Source organism: Paraburkholderia tuberum STM678 (assembly GCF_902833905.1).
In the GTDB taxonomy this organism is placed as follows: Bacteria; Pseudomonadota; Gammaproteobacteria; order Burkholderiales; family Burkholderiaceae; genus Paraburkholderia; species Paraburkholderia tuberum.
Genome location: NZ_CADFGP010000042.1, coordinates 1 through 18,113, shown reverse-complemented (window position 1 = coordinate 18,113; position 18,113 = coordinate 1). Strand labels below are relative to the sequence as shown.

15 protein-coding genes, 1 tRNA gene and 1 pseudogene are annotated in these 18,113 nt (G+C 65.0%); 9 read left to right on the top strand and 8 right to left on the bottom strand.

The features are described from left to right. Positions 1–2: 2 nt before the first annotated feature. Together HWY30_RS29190 and HWY30_RS29185 are read right to left on the bottom strand one after the other, a co-directional pair. Positions 3–1,742 (bottom strand): tetratricopeptide repeat protein, encoded by a 1,740-nt coding sequence (locus tag HWY30_RS29190; protein WP_090803885.1) that lies wholly within the window; start codon positions 1,740–1,742, stop codon positions 3–5. 110 nt (positions 1,743–1,852) lie between these two features. Further along, complete coding sequence (locus HWY30_RS29185; protein WP_090803883.1) at positions 1,853–2,428, bottom strand: DUF4142 domain-containing protein; 576 nt, start codon at positions 2,426–2,428, stop codon at positions 1,853–1,855. 350 nt (positions 2,429–2,778) lie between these two features. Here HWY30_RS29185 and HWY30_RS29180 point away from each other — a divergent pair, with 350 nt between their 5' ends. Then, positions 2,779–3,771: a chemotaxis protein gene (locus tag HWY30_RS29180; protein ID WP_090803881.1), complete on the top strand. Its 993-nt coding sequence runs from the start codon at positions 2,779–2,781 to the stop codon at positions 3,769–3,771. A gap of 100 nt (positions 3,772–3,871) precedes the next feature. Here the strand turns inward: HWY30_RS29180 and HWY30_RS29175 are convergent. Together HWY30_RS29175 and HWY30_RS29170 are read right to left on the bottom strand one after the other, a co-directional pair. Further along, positions 3,872–3,988: pseudogene (locus HWY30_RS29175) on the bottom strand (asparaginase); the annotation flags it as partial. A gap of 56 nt (positions 3,989–4,044) precedes the next feature. Beyond that, positions 4,045–5,307 carry an MFS transporter gene (locus HWY30_RS29170; protein WP_090803878.1) on the bottom strand — a complete coding sequence of 421 codons (1,263 nt, stop codon included), beginning with the start codon at positions 5,305–5,307 and terminating at the stop codon, positions 4,045–4,047. 539 nt (positions 5,308–5,846) lie between these two features. On the opposite strand from HWY30_RS29170, the gene HWY30_RS29165 reads away from it, so the two are divergent. The 8 genes from HWY30_RS29165 to HWY30_RS29130 all read left to right on the top strand — a co-directional run bounded on the left by HWY30_RS29165 (position 5,847) and on the right by HWY30_RS29130 (position 12,611). Next, positions 5,847–8,648, top strand: coding sequence for a monovalent cation/H+ antiporter subunit A (locus HWY30_RS29165; RefSeq protein ID WP_090803876.1), 2,802 nt, complete (start codon positions 5,847–5,849; stop codon positions 8,646–8,648). Beyond that, positions 8,648–8,980, top strand: coding sequence for a Na+/H+ antiporter subunit C (locus HWY30_RS29160; RefSeq protein WP_090803875.1), 333 nt, complete (start codon positions 8,648–8,650; stop codon positions 8,978–8,980). Before HWY30_RS29165 ends, HWY30_RS29160 begins: the two co-directional genes overlap by 1 nt. Then, positions 8,977–10,758: a monovalent cation/H+ antiporter subunit D gene (locus HWY30_RS29155; protein WP_090803873.1), complete on the top strand. Its 1,782-nt coding sequence runs from the start codon at positions 8,977–8,979 to the stop codon at positions 10,756–10,758. The genes HWY30_RS29160 and HWY30_RS29155 overlap by 4 nt, the downstream gene beginning before the upstream one ends. Before the next feature lie 2 nt (positions 10,759–10,760). Continuing rightward, on the top strand, positions 10,761–11,255 hold the full coding sequence (locus HWY30_RS29150; protein WP_090803872.1) for a Na+/H+ antiporter subunit E: 495 nt from the start codon (positions 10,761–10,763) through the stop codon (positions 11,253–11,255). Beyond that, a complete protein-coding gene (locus tag HWY30_RS29145; protein WP_018418609.1) occupies positions 11,249–11,524 on the top strand; it encodes a K+/H+ antiporter subunit F in 276 nt (91 codons plus the stop codon). The genes HWY30_RS29150 and HWY30_RS29145 overlap by 7 nt, the downstream gene beginning before the upstream one ends. An 8-nt stretch (positions 11,525–11,532) precedes the next feature. Further along, a complete protein-coding gene (locus HWY30_RS29140; RefSeq protein ID WP_090803870.1) occupies positions 11,533–11,925 on the top strand; it encodes a Na+/H+ antiporter subunit G in 393 nt (130 codons plus the stop codon). Positions 11,926–12,030: 105 nt separating this feature from the next. Further along, the gene (locus tag HWY30_RS29135; RefSeq protein ID WP_167368631.1) at positions 12,031–12,207 is read left to right on the top strand and encodes a hypothetical protein; all 177 of its coding nucleotides are present in this window, start codon (positions 12,031–12,033) and stop codon (positions 12,205–12,207) included. Next, a complete protein-coding gene (locus tag HWY30_RS29130) occupies positions 12,204–12,611 on the top strand; it encodes a type II toxin-antitoxin system death-on-curing family toxin (RefSeq protein WP_208524329.1) in 408 nt (135 codons plus the stop codon). The genes HWY30_RS29135 and HWY30_RS29130 overlap by 4 nt, the downstream gene beginning before the upstream one ends. A 206-nt stretch (positions 12,612–12,817) precedes the next feature. Here HWY30_RS29130 and HWY30_RS29125 read toward each other — a convergent pair. The 4 genes from HWY30_RS29125 to acs all read right to left on the bottom strand — a co-directional run bounded on the left by HWY30_RS29125 (position 12,818) and on the right by acs (position 17,571). Next, positions 12,818–12,908 (bottom strand) — tRNA-Ser (locus HWY30_RS29125). 70 nt (positions 12,909–12,978) lie between these two features. After that, positions 12,979–14,997 carry a sodium:solute symporter family protein gene (locus HWY30_RS29120; RefSeq protein ID WP_090805659.1) on the bottom strand — a complete coding sequence of 673 codons (2,019 nt, stop codon included), beginning with the start codon at positions 14,995–14,997 and terminating at the stop codon, positions 12,979–12,981. Positions 14,998–15,001: 4 nt separating this feature from the next. Beyond that, on the bottom strand, positions 15,002–15,430 hold the full coding sequence (locus HWY30_RS29115) for a DUF4212 domain-containing protein (protein ID WP_176078969.1): 429 nt from the start codon (positions 15,428–15,430) through the stop codon (positions 15,002–15,004). Between the two features lie 158 nt (positions 15,431–15,588). Beyond that, positions 15,589–17,571 (bottom strand): acetate--CoA ligase, encoded by a 1,983-nt coding sequence (acs, locus tag HWY30_RS29110; protein WP_090803865.1) that lies wholly within the window; start codon positions 17,569–17,571, stop codon positions 15,589–15,591. Positions 17,572–18,113 lie beyond the last annotated feature (542 nt).

The window sequence follows — 18,113 nt, the reverse complement described above, 5'->3', positions numbered from 1 at the left end:
CGTCACGAAGGCGGGGCGCTCAGATCCCCCAATGCATCGCGCACGGCATCGATCACGCCGCCCCAATCGCCGAGCGCCGGTTGACGGAACAGACGTGCGCACGGATACCACGGCGTGTCGCTGCGTTCGAGCAACCAGCGCCAGCAGGTGTCGAAGCGGTTCAGGATCCAGACGGGTTTGTCGAGCGCGCCGGCCAGATGCGCGGTGGAGGTGTCGACCGAAATCACCAGATCGAGACTGGCGACGAGCGCGGCGGTATCGGCGAAATCGTGCAGCAGCCCGGTGTAATCGGCGACGCGTTCACCGTAGGCGCTTTCGGCTAATTGCGGTGCGGCCGCGCCCTTCTGCACGCTGAAGAAGCGAACGTTCGGCACCTCGAGGAGCGGCGCGAGTTGCTCGAACGTGAGCGACCGACGCGCGTCGATCTTGCGCAGCTCGGCGATATGCGCGCGGTTCTCGCCGGCCCAGACGAGGCCGACTTTCAGCGGCCTGATTGCGTCGGCATCCGCGTTGATGTTGCCGTCGTGTTCGATTCGCTCACGCCATTCGCTGACGGCCGCCGGCTGCGCAAAAAGATACGGCGTCGCCGCCGGAATGCTCGCTTCGTTCGTGCCGAACGCAAGCGGCAAGCTCAGCAGCGGGCAATGACAATCGAACGGCGGCAACGGCTGCCCCGCTTCGATCAACTGATCGACACCATCGAGCGTCGACAGCAATCGCAACAACGCGCCCGGCACTTCGAGCACGACCTTCGCGCCGAGCTTCGCAACGAGCGGCGCATAGCGGCAGAACTGCAACGTGTCGCCCAGGCCCTGCTCCGCATGCAGCAGGATCGTTTTGCCGTCGAGCGGAACATCGCCGAGCCACAACGGCTGCGCGAACGCGCGCCTGCCGGCCTTGATGCGGCTGCGCTCCCAACGCCATTCGTATTCGCGCCAGCCGGTATCGAAGCGGCCCATTTGCAGCAGGCACAGCGCCTGGTTCCAGTGCGTTTCGACCGACACCGGATTCAACGCAAGCGCGCGCTGATAGCTCGACAACGCCTGTTCGCGCTGATTCAGATCGATCTGCGCGAGACCGAGGTTGTTCCATGCATCGACGAAAGCAGGCGCAAGTTCCAGCGCGCGTTGGTAGCAGTGTCGTGCTTCGTGCGGCTGGTTCAGATCGCCGAGCACGTTGCCGCGATTGCTCCACGCATCCGGATAGTTCGGCTGCAACGCGAGCGCCTGGTCGCAGCTATCGAGCGCATCGGCATAGCGGCCGAGATCGCGCAGCACGCATGCGCGATTGTTCCACGCCGGCGCAAACTCCGGCACGAGCGAAAGCGCGCGTTCGTAGCTCGCGAGCGCATCGAGCGGACGGTTCAGCGCCGCCAATGCGTTGCCGCGATTGTTCAACGCATCGGCGAATTTCGGCTGCATCGCGAGCGCCCGCTCGGCACACGCGAGCGCTTCGTCATGGCGCTGCAACGCGTTCAGCGCATAGGCGAGATTCGAATGCACGGCCGGCTGTCTCGCGTTGACCACGAGCGCCTTCTTCAGCAGATCGATGCCTTCCTGCAAGCGGCCCGTTTGCAGCGCGAGTTCGCCGAGCCAGCGCAACGCGTCGCCATGCTTCGGCTTCAGTTCGAGTATCTCGCGATACAACTCCTCGGCTTCGACGAGCGCGCCGTTCTGCTGGAGCGCGACGGCTTGTCGAAGCAGATGGTCCAACTGTTGCGGCAGACTGGCGTGCTTGCTCATGCGGTACCTGGAATCGGAGGCGCGAAGAATCGTCGGAAGAAGCGCACGATTATCGCCGAAAAGCCCGGGTTCGAAGTACCGCCGCCTGCCGCGTAGCGACGTGACGCCGCTTATTGCGCGGCCACGGACAGATGCTTGCGCTTCGCGAGATCCTGCGCCATCGCATAGTGCTGCTGGATCGTCGGCAGCGCCTGTTTCGCGGCGGCCGTCAACTGCTCGTCGCGGCCCGCTGCGATTTCCGCCTGGAAAGCGGACAGTGCCTTCTGTTCACCCGCGAGCGCGACCTGCTCGATGTACACCTTGTCGAAGTCCGCGCCGCGCAGGTGGTTGATGCTTGCGAGCACGGCCGAATCGGGATCGTTCTTCGGCACGTCGACACCGCGCGGACTCGCCGCGCGCAACGCGTCGGTGATCTTCGCGTCGTCGCTCGACACGCGCTCGGCGAAGGCCTTCACGTCGCGGTCGGCCGAACGCGCGGTGGCGATACGCGCGGCATCGCGCTGCGTCGCGACGGCTTGCGTGCCGTCCGCGATGAAGGTCTGGTCGGCGGCATGCAGGCGGCCCGTGTCCGTGGACGCGGCGCTCTGCGCGCTGGCCACCGAGGCGGCCGTCAGAAGACCACCGAAGCAGGCAACGGCGGCGATGCGGGCCAAAGCGACGGAAGGGACGGAAGGCAGGCGGATCATACGTTCTCCTTGAGGTGAAAGCATCTGAAAGCAAAACGACGGACACGTGTGCGCCGCGAACGAAGCGTGCGATGCAAAACGCTGCGGACTGCTTGCGAGCCCAGCGCGGCGCCACGCTTTTATCGCTGCCGATTCTAGAAGCCACACCGTCGGGCAGGTGAAACCCTGCTGTCGCTTCTGTAACCTTAGGTAACCCTCATATGAATGCGCACACGTTTGCCGTATTCGCGTGAATCGCGCGCGCCGCTCGACGCTGCCACGCAGTGCTGAATTTTTCGCCATCGGCGCCGATAACCAGATACAGGCACGCTCAGCACCGCTCAGCACCGCAATTCTGGAGAACGATTCCGATGGCAGACGACCACCGTGCCAATCACGAGCGCCACACCGAACGCAGCAACCTGACGAGCTCCAACAAGTTCGAGTTGCTGCTATACCGCCTCGGCCACGTGCCGGGCAGCGACGCGCACGAGTTGTATGGGATCAACGTGTTCAAGGTCCGCGAAATCTCGACGATGCCGACCGTCACGCCGATCGCCGGATCGTCGCCTTACGTGATGGGCGCGGTCGACATTCGCGGGCAGATCATCCCCGTGATCGATCTGCCGCGGCTGATGGGCTGCGAGCCGACGCGCGGCCTGAACATCCTGCTGGTCACCGAGTTCGCGCGTTCGACGCAGGCCTTCGCGGTCGAGGAAGTCGACGACATCGTCCGGCTCGAATGGAACCAGGTGCTGTCGGCCGATGGCTCGGCGGGCGGCAAGCTCGTCACGAGCATCGCGCGCATCGACGGCAATACCGGCGACTCGCGCCTCGCCCAGGTGATCGACGTCGAGCAGGTGTTGCGCGACGTGTTCCCGTCGCAGCATCCGAGCGTCGATCCGGCCTCGGTCGGCCAGGCGCTCGGCATCCGCCGCGGCGCGAAGATCCTCGCCGCCGACGACTCCGGCTTCGCGCGCAAGCTGATCGAACAGGCGCTCACCGCGATCGGCGCTGACTACATCATGACGAAGACCGGCGAGGAAGCGTGGCAGACGCTGCAGCAGGTCGCGCGCGAAGCGCAGAAAAACGGCGCGCGCGCGAAAGACACCATCGCGCTCGTATTGACCGATCTGGAGATGCCGGAGATGGACGGCTTCATGCTGACGCGCCAGATCAAGGCCGATGAACGCACGCGCGATATTCCGGTGATCATTCACTCGTCGCTGACGGGCGCGGCCAATGAGGCGCATGTGAAGAACGCGGGCGCCAACGGCTATGTCGCGAAGTTCGCGGCGAGCGAGCTCGCCGACGCGATCCGTGATGCGCTGGGCGCCGCGCCAGCGAAGGCGGCGGCGGCTTGACGTCTGGAGTGTCGAGCAGTGAATCGGGTCGCCGCGCTCAACGATGCGCGGCAAGCTCGATCGAGAAGTCCATCCGGCCGATCTCGACGCCCATCGTGTTGAGGCGCTGCGGCGCATCGACGACCGCGACGTGCGCGAGATGCGTGTTCTCGACGGATTCACCACGATAGATCGTCGCCGCGACCGGCGCGGCGGGGTGCAGTTCGGACTGGCTCATGCGGTTCGTCTCCTCGTCGTGTCATGGATCGGGCGATGGCGCCCAGGCCCTGGCAATCAGGCGCTCGCCGCGAGCGCCTCTTCGCGCTCGAGCGTGCGCGTGTGCCGCAGTTCGGGAAAGAACCGCATCCACAACAGCGCGATCGCGATCGTCGCGACACCGCCGACCAGCACCGCCGGCTGCGCGCCCCACCATCCCGCGGTCAGGCCCGATTCGAACTCGCCCAATTGATTCGACGTCCCGATGAACAACGAATTGACCGCGCTGACGCGGCCGAGCATTTCATCGGGCGTGCGCAATTGCACGAGCGACAGCCGCACCACCACGCTGATCGTGTCCGACGCGCCGAGCACCATCAGAGCGAACAACGACACGAGGAACTGATGCGACAGCCCGAACACGATCGTCGCGATGCCGAACACGATCACGCCGCCGAACATCGCCGCGCCGGGCCGGTTGCGCAATGGAAAATGCGCGAGCCAGATCGTGCCCGCGAGCGCGCCGATCGCCGTGCCCGAGCGCAACAGGCCGAGACCGAGCGGGCCCGCGTGCAGCACGTCGCGCGCGAAGATCGGCAGCAACGCGGTCGCGCCGCCGAACAGTACCGCGAACAGATCGAGCGACAGCGCGCCGAGAATCATCGGCTCGCGACGAATGAACGCGATGCCCGAAAAGATCGATTCGAGCGTGACGGGCGCGCGGCTCGCCGGCTTCATCTGCAACGGAATGCTCCACACCGACGCGGCCGCCGCCGCGAACGTCAGCGTGCACGCGAGATACGCGGCACCGGGACCGATGCCGTACAGCAGACCACCGAGCGCGGGCCCGGCGATCTGCGCGGTCTGATTGGCGGACGTCGCCCACGCGGTCGCCTTCGGCAGATAGCCGCGCGGCACCACGGCCGGCAGCAGCGACGCCACGGCCGGCGATTCGAACGCGCGCGACGCGCCGACGCAGGCAGCCAGCACGTAGATGACCGGCGCGCTGATCCAGCCGCCGAAGGTGCCGATCGCGAACAGCAATGCAGCGACACTTTCGAGGCTCTGGCAGACGGCGGCGATGCGGCGGCGATCGTAACGATCGGCGACATGGCCGACGACGAGCGTCAGCAGGAACATCGGCAGAAACTGCGCGAGACCGACGAGGCCAAGTGCGAACGCGCTATGCGTGAGCGCGTAGACATGCCAGCCCATCGCGACCGCGAGCATCTGGAACGACAGCGACGACAGGATGCGGGTGCACCAGAAACGCTGGAACGGCGGGTGTTTCGGCAGGCTGAAATGCGGGGAATCGGCGGGATCGATGGAGGCTGGGGGCATCGGTTGTTGCTCGTGACGGGGCGCATCGGGGCGTGGGTTGGGCGGGCGCTAGTTTAGAGCAAGACCGGAGGGCATGCACAAAGGAGGCTGATCTCGAACCAGTGGAGACGCCCATCGTCGAAATGGGACGCCATACCTAAACCGTAGCCCGGCACATCGGACACCCATGTGCCATCGAAAAGATTGAAAGCCAATTGTGGCCTGGCTCTTCAGTTGTATACAGATCCAGTTCGGTTCCTTTCAATTTGGCGCCTCGATTGATCGTCAAGTTTGCCGATTACAGTGCATCAGCGCGCCGCATGTCACGCGACGGGTGTTAAATCGAACGCGCGTCCGCATCAATGGGCATGATTGGGCATCAGTCGGGCTCGCCGCGCGCTTCGCGGTGCGTATATTTATGCTTGATGTATCGATGTGAACTGCCGGGCTGTTTGCGGCTATGATTGTGCCCCGTGGGCAGCCGCCCGGCTGGCGGCACGCCGGCCCAGTCCCACCGGCCAGCCACACCGTCTAACACTCGAACTCCCGGAGGGCATCGAATGGTACTGGGGTGGCTCGTCCTACTTCCGTTCATGGCCGCGGCGCTCATTGCGCTCACGAGGCCGCGCGCCGCCGCGCTCTGCACCTGGATCGCGTTCGCGACGGCGCTGTTCGGCTGCGCGCTGCTGCTGAGCGAGCGCGTGGGCATGGGCGACCACGACGTGCTGCAATGGCGCCATGAGTGGATGCCCGACATCGGCCTCGCGCTGTCGCTGCGCCTCGATGGCCTCTCGTTCATGTTCGCGTTGCTCGTACTCGCGATCGGCCTGCTCGTCTTCATCTACGCACGCTACTACCTCGCCGGCAGCGATTCGTTGCCGCGTCTGTACCTGCTGCTACTGCTCTTCATGGGCGCGATGCTCGGCATCGTGCTGTCGAACAACCTGCTGCTGCTCGTCATCTTCTGGGAACTGACGAGCCTCGTCTCGTTCCTGCTGATCGGCTTCTGGCCATCGCGGCCCGACGCAAGGCGCGGCGCACGCATGGCGCTCACCATCACCGGCGCGGGCGGTCTCGCGCTGCTTGCGGCCGTGCTGTTGCTCGGCCACGTATGCGGCAGCTACGAGCTGAACGACGTGCTCGCCCAGCTTGACAAGGTGCAGCACGATCCGCTCTACCCGGCCATTCTGCTGCTCACGCTGTTCGCGGCGTTCACGAAGTCGGCGCAGTTTCCTTTTCACTTCTGGCTACCGCACGCGATGTCGGCGCCTACACCCGTGTCGGCCTATCTGCATTCGGCGACGATGGTGAAGGCCGGCGTGTTCCTGCTCGCGCGTCTCTATCCGGTTTTCGAAGGTACCCACCTATGGGCGTACACGGCGACAGTGGCCGGGCTCGTCACGCTGGTGGGCGGCGCGGGGATGGCGTTGTTGCAGCGCGATCTGAAGGGCCTGCTCGCCTATTCGACCATCAGCCATCTCGGCCTGATCGTGCTGCTGTTCGGCCTCGACACGCAGCTCTCGACTGTCGCCGCGCTCTTTCACACGGTCAACCACGCGGTGTTCAAGGCGTCGCTCTTCATGGCCGCGGGCATCGTCGATCACGAAACCGGCACGCGCGATCTGGGCCGTCTGCGCGGCCTGCGCAGGTACATGCCGCATACGGCCGTGCTCGCGAGCGTCGCGTCGCTGTCGATGGCCGGCGTGCCGCTGCTCAACGGTTTTCTCTCGAAGGAAATGTTCTTCGGCGAAACACTCGCGCAAAGCATGTTCGGGCCGCTGAACCTCGCCGTGCCGGTCATCGCGATCGTGGCGGCGGCGCTCTCCGTGGCGTACTCGCTACGTTTCGTCTGGGGCGTGTTTTTCGACGGCGAGACGCCGCGCGATCTGCCGCACTATCCGCCGCACGAGGCGCCGCGCTTCATGCGGCTGCCGGTCGAGATTCTCGTGGCGCTGTGCCTGCTGATCGGCCTGTTCCCGCAGCAAAGCATCGGCAGGCTGCTCGAATCGGCCGCGTGGGTCACGCTCGGCGGCAAGCTGCCCGACTACAGCCTGAGCCTGTGGCACGGCGTCAATACGCCGCTCGTGATGAGCGCGGTGTCGTTCGCGGCGGGTGCGGCGCTCTTTTTCCTGCGCCGCAATGCGTTCCGCCACCGTCGCACGGCGCTTACCGAGTTGAACGCCAGCGAAATCTTCGACCGCTTCGTGCAGCGTCTCGAACAGTGCGCCGGCGTGATCGTGCGCTTGTTCGAGACGCGCTCGCTGCCGGCCTACCTCGCATGGATGATCGCGGCGATGCTGATCGTGCCGGGCGTGCCGCTCGTCGCGCTCGACACCTGGAGCGGCAGCCACGCGCGCCTGCCGCCCGATCCGTTCACGCTGGGCGGCCTCGTGCTGATGGCGTTGCTCGCCGTCGGCGTGGTGTGCGTGCGTGCGCGCACCCTTTACGCGCTCGTGATGCTGAGCACCTGCGGCCTGCTCGTGTCGCTCGCCTTCGTGCGCTTCTCCGCGCCCGATCTCGCGCTCACGCAGATCTCCGTCGAACTGGTCACGATCCTGCTGCTCGTGCTGGCCGTCTATTTCCTGCCCGCGCTGCAACGCGCCGTCGAGCCGCTCCCCGTCCGGCTGCTCAACGGCGTGCTCGCGCTCGCGGGCGGCGCGCTGCTCGGCGCCGTATCGTACAGGATCATGACGAGCGCGCCGCTGCCCGGCATCGCTCCGTACTTCCTCGCCAATGCGCTGCCCGGCAGCGGCGGCCACAACGTCGTCAACGTGATCCTCGTGGATTTCCGCGGCTTCGACACGATGGTCGAAATCAGCGTGCTCGTGGTCGCGGGGCTCGCCGTCAAGGCGCTGCTGCGCGGGCTGCGCCTGAAGTCGCCCGATGCGGGGCCGGATGGCCGGCCATGGTCGTCGCAATCGCATCCGCTGATGCTCGCGATCCTCGCCCGGCTGATGCTGCCGCTCACCGTGCTCGTCGCCGTGTTCGTGTTCCTGCGCGGCCACAACCTGCCGGGCGGCGGCTTCATCGCGTCGCTGATCCTCTCGATCGCGTTGTTGCTGCAGTACGTCGCGAGCGGGGTGCTGTGGACCGAGTCGCGCATCCACCTCAACTACCGCGCGCTTGCGGGCTTCGGCATTCTGATCGCCGCGGCCACGGGGCTCGGCAGTCTCGCGTTCGGCCAGCCGTTTTTGACCAGTGCGTTCGGGCACCTGCACGTGCCGCTGATCGGAGAGATCGAACTGTCCACGGCGATGCTGTTCGATCTCGGCGTAACGGGCGCGGTGGTCGGCACGACGCTCACGATCGTCTCGCACCTCGGCGTACGCGACAAGGACATGCAGTCCGTGGAGAAAAGCTGATGGAAGCCGCCTTTGCCATCGCGATCGGCGTGCTTTGCGCGTGCGGCATCTACCTGCTGCTGTGCGCACGGGTGTTGCCGGTGATTCTCGGCATCACGCTGTTCTCGTATGCGATCAACCTGTTCCTGCTCGGCATGGGCCGGCTTGCGATCGGCAAGCCAGCGGTCATCGCGGCGGGGGCGCAATACGTCGATCCGGTGCCGCAAGCGCTCGTGCTGACGGCCATCGTGATCGGCTTCGCAATGACGGCCTTCACCGTGGTGCTCGCGCTGCGCTCGTTTTCGATCACGGGCAACGATCACGTCAATGACGAGGAGACGCCCGTCGAATGAACCACGTTCTCCTGCTCCCGATCCTGATTCCGCTCTTTTCCGCGGGCGTCATCGTCGTGCTGCCGCTGCGCGCGAAACGCCTGCAACGCGCGCTGAACGCGCTCGCCATCATCGCGCTGCTGCCCGTCGCGTGCCTGCTGATGGCGCGCGCCGCGCAAGGCGAGATCGCCAGCTACGCGCTCGGCGCATGGCCCGCGCCGTTCGGCATCGTGCTGGAACTCGACCGGCTCGGCGCGCTGATGCTGGTGCTCACTGCCGTGCTGGCGGTCTGCTGCCTGCTCGGCACCTCGAGCGAGGACGCGAGGCGCGGCCGCTATTTCCGTGCGCTGTTCCAGTTCGAGCTGATGGGCCTGAACGGCGCCTTCCTCGCGGGCGATCTCTTCAACCTGTTCGTGTTCTTCGAGCTGCTGCTGATCGCGTCGTACGCGCTGCTGCTGCATGGTGGCGGCGCGCGACGGGTGCGCAACGGGCTGCACTATCTGTTGATGAACCTCGTCGGTTCGTCGTTCTTTCTGATCGCGATCGGCGTGCTCTACGGCGTCACGGGCACGCTCAACATGGCCGACATGGGCGAACGTCTGGCGCGTCTCGGGCCGGAGTCGCTGCCGCTCGCGCAGTTCGCGGGCGCGACGCTGATGCTCGTGTTCGGCCTCAAGGCCGCCGTGTTTCCGATGTCGTTCTGGTTGCCGCAGGCCTACCGCAGCGCGATCGGCCCGGTGGCCGCGCTGTTCGCGATCATGACCAAGGTCGGCATCTATGCGATGCTGCGCTGCGACGCGCTCGTGTTCGGCGCGGCGGGCGGCGTGCTCGATGCGTTCATGCATCAGTGGGCGTGGTGGCTCGCGATCGCGACGATCGTGTTCGGCGCGCTGGGCGCGTTGGCGGTGTCGAGTCTCAAGACCACGACGGGCTATCTCGTGCTGGTTTCGGTGGGTCTGCTGATCGCGGCGATCGCACTACAGACGCCGCTTGCATGGAGCGCGCTGCTCTACTACCTGATCAGCACGACGCTCTGCACTGGCGCGCTGTTCCTGCTCGCCGACACGCTCGAACCCGAGCAAGCCCCGACCCCGCACGCCGCCCATGCCGCCGTTTCCGCCGATGCCAATTCGATCGAGCCCGGCTCGCTCGAAGCGCTCGACGACGCGGCCGCGGCGGCCATCTCGCCCGACCCGGACGGCGAAGCGGTGGCGACGCTGGCGCGGGCGCAGCCGCTGCAGGTCGAGACGGCCGGCGCGCTCGCCGTGCTGGTCGGGGAACCGGCTCACACCGAAGCCGAAGCTACGGTCGAAGCGGTCCCGCGCACGCATGCACCGTGGCCGTCGAACCTCGCCGCGCTGCTCTATCTGATCGCCGCGGTGGGCGCCGCGGGCCTGCCGCCGCTGTCCGGGTTCCTCGGCAAGGCCATGGTGCTGGCCGCCACGCCGCTCGGCGCGGCAGTCGTGCTGTGGCCGGCCGTACTGCTGTCGAGCCTGCTCTCGATCGTCGCGCTGAGCCGCACGGGCACGCGCCTGATGTGGGCCGCGCCGGCCGAGCGCGCCGCCGCCGGCAAAGAGGAGCGCGCACCCCGTGGCAGTAATGCGAAGCTCGCCGCCTGCGCGATCCTGCTCGGCTGTGTCGTGGCCATCACGCTCGGCGCGGGCGCGGTGCGGCACTATCTCACCGATACGGCGACACAGCTATTCGATCGCGCCGCCTACGTGCACGCGATCCTGCCCGCGGCGCGCTCCTCGCCACCAGCGGCCGCCGCGACCACGGCCGACGCACAAGGGAACTGACGATGTTGAAAAGGCTCTTCCCCCACCCGTGGCTCGCGGTCTTGCTGATCATCTGCTGGGTGCTGCTGATGAACGACGTCTCGCCGGGCAATCTGCTGCTCGGCGCCGCGCTCGGCTACGTGATCTCTTTTCGCGTCGCCGAAGGCTTGTGGCTGCGACCGGTGCGCTTCGGCCGACCGTGGCTGCTCGTGCTCCTCGCCTGGCATGTGTTGGTCGATATCATCGTGGCCAACGTCGAGGTCGCGCTGCTCGTGCTCGGCCCGACGCGGCGGATGCGCCCGGCGTTCATCGAAGTGCCGCTCGACAGCACCCACGAGATCGCGCTCACGGTGCTTATCAGCGTGGTCTCGCTGAGCCCTGGCACGCTGTGCGCCGAACTCAGCGACGACCGCACGCGCCTCTGCGTGCACGTGCTCGATCTCGGCGACGAAGCGGCACTCATCGCGCTCATCAAGTCCCGTTATGAAGCCCCATTGATGGAGATCTTCGCATGCTAGCCATCGTGATTCCGATCTCGCTCGCGATCCTCGGCATCGCGTTCCTGCTCGCGCTGTGGCGCCTCGTGCGCGGGCCGTCGCTGCCCGATCGCATCGTCGCGCTCGACACGCTCAACATCAATGCGATCGCGTTGATCGTCGTGTACGGCATCAGCTTGCGCTCGACGGTGCTCTTCGAGGTTGCGCTTCTGATTGCCGTGATGGGTTTCGTGGGTACCGTCGCGCTCACCAAGTACCTGCAGCGCGGCGACATCATCGAACTCAACTAGCGTGGGGTATGCCGATGGAAACTTTTGTCGAAGCGATCGTTTGTTTGCTGCTGCTGGCCGGCAGCCTGTTCACGCTGGTCGGGGCGGTCGGGCTCGCTCGGCTGCCCGACTTCTTCATGCGGCTGCACGGTCCGACCAAGTCGACCACGCTCGGTGTGGGCGGCATCGTGCTCGCGTCGGTGGTGTATTTCAGCGCGCATAACAACTTCGCGAGCCTGCACGAGTTGCTGATTCCGGCGTTTCTGTTTCTCACCGCGCCGATTAGCGCACATATGCTGGCGAAGGCTGGGATTCAGCAGGGAGTGACGCTGTCGGAGGCGACGCGGGGGCGGCCGCCTGTTACGGGCGCTTGCGCGGAACGGGGGAATACGGGGGAGTTGCGGGAGGGGGATGAGGGGTGATGTGGTAAACAGCACCGTTCAGGAAACTAAACTTGTGTGTAGAATCGACGTTAACAACGATGTGACAGCCCCTTAAAACCCAACCCCGAAGGAGATTCTATGGTCATGAAAGGAAAGACCGGGAACATCCACGGAGTCGAAGTCAAGGCCCGGGCAGGCGTACAGCTCCCGACAACAAAGGTCAATGCAAGCTCCGCGGATGGTCGTAAGCAGATCCTCAATGCAGCCAAACGCGTGTACGAACAGCATCATGCTGTCATTCAAGCGCTGGCAAAGAGATGATTCTTGATGCGGGTATGGTCGTGATCGTGCACGACTTTATTCTCTCCCGCGAACCAGGACTCGTTGGCACGACGAACAGGGGCACCTTGGAGGGTGCCCTTGGTCGTATTGAGAACCGCATTCACTATGGCGGACTGGAGGATGTCTTTGAGATCGCCGGGCTTTACGCAGAAGCGATCGCGCGCGGACACGCTTTTTCGGATGCCAACAAGAGGACGGCGCTGGTTTCGGCGTTAACCTATTTGCTTATTGAAGGGTACGCAGTCCGTCGTACTCAGGCGCTCGAAGAGATCATGGTTGACGTGGCTGAAGGCAGGCTTGACTACCAGGATCTCGCAAACATATTTTCTTCTCTTGCCTCGCCGATCGAACTGCCAGAAAGCCTTAGGCATAGGCCTGAATGAGCCCCGCCCCGAGCGGGGCTTTTCATTTGTTCCCCGGTAAGTCTCTTTGTCGAGCCGAGCCCCGGAAAACCCCGACCTGTGTTGTTCGTAGACGACGCATCGAAATGGCCGCCGACGGGTGGGAAATTGCACCGCGTGCACGCGTGTGGGTACTGGTGCGGGTAGAACGAAAAACGGGCCGAAAGGCCCGTATTCATTTGACGTCCTGGCGGAGAGAGGGGGATTCGAACCCCCGATAGGTTATTAACCTATACACGCTTTCCAGGCGTGCGACTTAAACCGCTCATCCATCTCTCCGGCGGGGAGCCGAATTATAGCAAACTTCGCGCCCTGCGCCACACCCTGGCCAAAGCCCCGCGCAAACCGCCTACGGATGCCGGATATAGTCGACCAGCGCGATCGTATAAGCGTCCGCCTTTCGATCGAGCAAACTCACCCCGATCGCCACGAGAAAACCCGCCGGCACACCGAACACGCCCGAACTGATCGGCTCGATGCCAAACCAGCGCGCACCCGTGAATCCCGTCAACTGCGTGAAGAACGGATACGTCGACACGATGTAGTAGATGCACACGACAAGCCCCGCGACCATCCCCGCCACCGCGCCGAGCCGCGTCGTGCGTTTCCAGAACACGCCGAGCACGAGCGCCGGAAACAGACTCGACGCCGCCAGCGAAAACGCCGCCCCGACCAGAAACAGAATATTCCCCGTATTCAGCGACGCCACGTACGACGCGAACAATGCGACACCCAGCAGCAGAATCTTCGAGATCGTCACGCGCCGCTGGCTCGACGCGTTCGGATCGACCATGTGGTAGTACACGTCGTGCGATAGCGCGTTCGCGATCGTCAGCAGCAGACCATCCGCGGTCGATAGCGCCGCCGCGAGCGCCCCCGCCGCGATCAAGCCCGACATCACATACGGCAGCCCCGCGATCTCGGGCGCCGCGAGCACGACCATATCGGGCTGCATCTGGATCTCGCTCCAGCGCACGATACCGTCGCCGTTCGTATCGGCGAGGCTGATCAGGCTCGGTTCGACCTTGCGCCATTGCATCAGCCACTGCGGCAGATCGGCGAAATGATGGCCGACCAGATTCGACAGGATCTCGTACTTGATCAGCACCGCCAGCACCGGCACGGTCAGATAGAACAGCGCGACGAAAAAGAGCGTCCAGCCGACCGAGCGCCGCGCCGACGCCACCGAAGTCGTCGTGTTATAGCGCGTCAGGATATGCGGCAGGCTCGCCGTGCCAAGCGACAGACACAGCAGCAGCGATAGAAAGTTACGCGCGTGCGTGCTCCGGTCTTCCTCACCGACAGCAGGAAACGGTTCCTGCATCGGCACCGGCGCGCTCGCCCGCATCAGCATGTCGTCTCGCTTCTGACTCCAGACGATCTGCGCGGCGGCGGCATCGCGCGGAAACTGTTCGAGCGCGCGCTCGCGCTCGTTGATCTCGCGCAACGGACCGTTATGGCGGCGCAGATCGGCGACCTCCTGCGTGAGCCGCTGCTTTTCCTCGATGAACGATTGCGGCAGCGTATCGAGCCGCAGTTGCATCAACGCGGCGCGGCGTCGATAGTCGTCGCGAACGCGCTCCTCGAGCGGCGCGTCGCGCACCTGTTTCTCGAGCCCTTCCATGCGCTCCATCAGGCGCCCGTAGCTGAATTGCGGCACCCAGCCGAGGCCGTCCTTGTGCGCGATCATCGATACCGGTATCAGCATCGCGAGGATCAGGATGATGTACTGCGCGACCTGGGTCCACGTGACGGCACGCATGCCGCCCAGAAACGAGCACACCAGAATGCCCGCGAGCCCGCAGAAAATGCCGACCGCGAAATCGACGCCGATAAAGCGCGTCGCGATCAGCCCGACGCCCTGGATCTGCGCGACCAGATAAACGAACGAGCACAGGATCGCGGCGAGCGCCGCGAGGCCGCGCACCGCGTTGCTCGAATAGCGCGTGCCGAGAAAATCGGGAATCGTGTAGCGCGCGAGCTTGCGCACATACGGCGCGAGCAGGAACGCGACGAGGCAATAGCCGCCGGTCCAGCCCATCAGGTACGCGAGGCCGTCGTAGCCGGTCGCGTAGATCGAGCCGGCCAGACCGATGAACGACGCGGCCGACAACCAGTCGGCCGCGGTCGCCATGCCGTTGAACGCCGACGGCACGCGCCGCCCCGCTACGTAGTATTCGACCAGGTCGGACGTGCGCGACAGCACGCCGATCACCGCATACACCGCGATCGGCACGAACAGGAACACATAGCCGATCCACATCCCGGGACCGGTGCTGCGCTCGATGCGCCACATCACGTAGACGAACAGCAGAAAGCCGAGCGTATAGAGCGCGTACGAGCGGATCAGCCGATGCGTGAGCTTCATCGGCTCAGCGCCCGCGCGCGGCCGGCGCGGCCTTGCCGATCGCGACGTCATCGTTCGCGCCGGTGGTGGAATCCGCGGCGGGACAGCTTGCCGCATCGCGCTGCGAATCCGCTTCGAACGCGTGCTGCAACTGACGATCGGCGCGCTGCATCAGCACGATATAGACGACGATCAGCGCGAGGTAGATCAGGATTGCGCCTTGTACGCCAAAGTAGAACGGCAGCCTGAAGCCGCCTGCGTGCACCTGCGCGAGCGCGGGCGCCAGCAATGGCACGACGAAGGAGACGAAGAAGCCAAGCGTCATCAGCACCGCGATCAGCGCGAGGTTGAAACGCCAGTACTTGCGATGCACGAGCGCCATCGCCGCCGAGACCGGTGGCGGTTCGGGCGGGGGGTTCAACCTGGCGTGGGAGGATAGGTGCGGCGCGGCCATGCGCCTATGTATCAAAAAGGCATCGGCGAGGCAATCGGGATTGTCCGCGCAACGCCGCGATGCAAGCCGTCCGCTCGAATAACGGGTCTGCGCGGCGTGCCCGCAAGCGTGTCGATCGACACCGCCGCCGCCGTCCGCGCAGATCCGCTTACAACGCTTTAAATCGACTCGCCGAGCTGATCGAGAATCGCCGGGTTTTCCAGCGTCGACACGTCCTGGGTGATTTCCTCGCCTTTCGCGAGCGAACGCAACAGACGACGCATGATCTTGCCCGAACGCGTCTTCGGCAGGTTCTCGCCGAAACGGATGTCCTTCGGCTTCGCGATCGGACCGATCTCCTTGCCGACCCAGTTGCGCAGGTCGTTCGCGAGCTTCATGGCCTCTTCGCCTTGCGGACGTGCACGCTTGAGCACCACGAACGCGCACACCGCCTCGCCGGTCGTCGCATCGGGGCGGCCCACCACGGCGGCTTCCGCGACGAGCGGATTGGCCACCAGTGCCGACTCGATCTCCATGGTGCCGAGACGATGGCCCGACACGTTCAGCACGTCGTCGATGCGGCCCATGATCGTGAAGTAGCCGGTCTCCTTGTCGCGCACCGCGCCGTCACCGGCGAGGTAGAGCCTGCCGCCGAGCTCGTCGGGGAAGTAGCTCTTCTTGTAGCGTTCCGGATCGCCCCACACGTTGCGCAGCATCGCCGGCCACGGGCGCTTGATCACCAGAATGCCGCCCTGCCCGTTCGGCACGTCCTGCCCGGTTTCGTCGACGACCGCGGCCATGATGCCCGGCAGCGGCAGCGTGCACGAACCCGGCACGAGCGGCGTCGCGCCCGGCATCGGCGCGATCATGTGGCCGCCGGTCTCGGTCTGCCACCACGTATCGACGATCGGACAGCGGCCGCCGCCGACGTTCTCGTAGTACCACACCCACGCTTCCGGATTGATCGGTTCGCCGACCGTGCCGATGATGCGCAACGTCGACAGGTCGTAGCTCTTCGGATGCACTTTAGCGTCGGCCTCGGAGGCCTTGATCAGCGAGCGGATCGCAGTAGGCGCCGTATAGAACAGCGTGACCCTGTGCTTCGCGATCATCTGCCAGAAGCGCCCGGCGTCCGGATAGGTCGGCACGCCCTCGAACACGACCTGGGTGCCGCCAAGCGTGAGCGGCCCGTACGTAATGTAGCTATGGCCGGTGATCCAGCCGATGTCGGCGGTACACCAGAACACGTCGGAGGGGCGCCAGTCGAAGGTCCATTTCAGCGTTTGCGCGGCCCACAGCAGATAGCCGCCGGTGCTGTGCTGCACGCCCTTCGGCTTGCCGGTCGAGCCCGACGTATAGAGGATGAAGAGCGGATGCTCGGCGTCGACCCATTCGGGCGCGCACTGGTCCGACTCGGCCTGTGCGAGTTCGTGCATCCACAGGTCGCGCCCTGCGTCCCACGCGACCTTGCCGCCGGTGCGCTGGTACACGATCACGCTCCTGACCTTCTCGCAGCCGCCGAGCGCGAGCGCTTCGTCGGCGATGTTCTTCAGCGGCAAGGCCTTGCCGCCGCGCATCTGTTCGTCGGACGTGATCAGCGCGACCGCGCCGACGTCGACGAGCCGCTCGTTGAGCGACTTCGACGAGAAGCCGCCGAACACGACCGAGTGCGTCGCGCCGATCCGCGCGCACGCCTGCATCGCGACGATGCCCTCGATCGACATCGGCATATAGATGACGACCGGGTCGCCTTTCTTCACGCCGCGTTTTTTCAGCGCATTCGCGAAGCGCGATACGCGTTGCAGCAGATCCTGATAGGTGACGTTCGTGACGCTACCGTCGTCGGCTTCGAACACGATCGCGACGCGCTCGCCGTTGCCGGCCTCGACGTGACGGTCGATGCTGTTATACGACGCGTTCAGCTGGCCGTCTTCGAACCACGTGTAGAACGGCGCCTTCGATTCGTCGAGCACCTTCGTAAACGGCTTGTGCCAACTCAGCGTCTCCTTCGCGAGACGCCCCCAGAAGCCTTCGTAGTCGCGCTCCGCTTCGGCGGCGAGCGCCCGGTACGCGTCCATGCCGGAGATCGTGGCACCCTTCGCAGTGTCAGCGGAGGGCGGAAAAACGCGGCGTTCCTGAAGAACCGATTCAATCGCAGACATCGACAACCCCTTGGTGAAGATGAAACGTAAAACCTGTACCGGCGCGCGGCGCGCGCGGGCCTTATCCTGTTCGAGCCGCCACGAGCGGCGCTGTCTCCCACCTCGCGATACCGTCGAACGCGCGTGCGTGCGGCATCGCAACATCCGTGCATGCGGGCGCCCTGCGCGATCCTATTCCGCGTCAAGGCTTAACCATAAGCGCTGCAACTTACCGGCCACTTACGCGCATCGTGTTGATCTGCAAGCGAAAACCCTTAGATCGCGCCAGCCAACGACGCAGTTACGTGTTGATCAGACGAGATGCGCGCGAAAAAGATCGCCCGTTCTACAGAACCTTCTACGCTCACTCGCAGCACATTGCATACCGGTGATGCGAACTCGACGCACCGCCAGCACGCCCGCTTTCGCACCCTTATGCTCTCTCGCACGGCCTTTTACAATGCTAACTGAACTAGTCAGTATGACTCCGCGAGGTAGAGGCTGGCCCGCCGCGAGGACTCAAACGCGGGTTAGTATTTCTGCCAGAGCCGCACGGTGTGGAC

Coding starts and splice junctions, on each gene's coding strand:
- HWY30_RS29190 (WP_090803885.1), bottom strand. CDS start 1,742: ATGAGCAAGCACGCCAGTCTGCCGCAACAGTTGGACCATCTGCTTCGA.
- HWY30_RS29185 (WP_090803883.1), bottom strand. CDS start 2,428: ATGATCCGCCTGCCTTCCGTCCCTTCCGTCGCTTTGGCCCGCATCGCC.
- HWY30_RS29180 (WP_090803881.1), top strand. CDS start 2,779: ATGGCAGACGACCACCGTGCCAATCACGAGCGCCACACCGAACGCAGC.
- HWY30_RS29170 (WP_090803878.1), bottom strand. CDS start 5,307: ATGCCCCCAGCCTCCATCGATCCCGCCGATTCCCCGCATTTCAGCCTG.
- HWY30_RS29165 (WP_090803876.1), top strand. CDS start 5,847: ATGGTACTGGGGTGGCTCGTCCTACTTCCGTTCATGGCCGCGGCGCTC.
- HWY30_RS29160 (WP_090803875.1), top strand. CDS start 8,648: ATGGAAGCCGCCTTTGCCATCGCGATCGGCGTGCTTTGCGCGTGCGGC.
- HWY30_RS29155 (WP_090803873.1), top strand. CDS start 8,977: ATGAACCACGTTCTCCTGCTCCCGATCCTGATTCCGCTCTTTTCCGCG.
- HWY30_RS29150 (WP_090803872.1), top strand. CDS start 10,761: ATGTTGAAAAGGCTCTTCCCCCACCCGTGGCTCGCGGTCTTGCTGATC.
- HWY30_RS29145 (WP_018418609.1), top strand. CDS start 11,249: ATGCTAGCCATCGTGATTCCGATCTCGCTCGCGATCCTCGGCATCGCG.
- HWY30_RS29140 (WP_090803870.1), top strand. CDS start 11,533: ATGCCGATGGAAACTTTTGTCGAAGCGATCGTTTGTTTGCTGCTGCTG.
- HWY30_RS29135 (WP_167368631.1), top strand. CDS start 12,031: ATGAAAGGAAAGACCGGGAACATCCACGGAGTCGAAGTCAAGGCCCGG.
- HWY30_RS29130 (WP_208524329.1), top strand. CDS start 12,204: ATGATTCTTGATGCGGGTATGGTCGTGATCGTGCACGACTTTATTCTC.
- HWY30_RS29120 (WP_090805659.1), bottom strand. CDS start 14,997: ATGAAGCTCACGCATCGGCTGATCCGCTCGTACGCGCTCTATACGCTC.
- HWY30_RS29115 (WP_176078969.1), bottom strand. CDS start 15,430: ATGGCCGCGCCGCACCTATCCTCCCACGCCAGGTTGAACCCCCCGCCC.
- acs (WP_090803865.1), bottom strand. CDS start 17,571: ATGTCTGCGATTGAATCGGTTCTTCAGGAACGCCGCGTTTTTCCGCCC.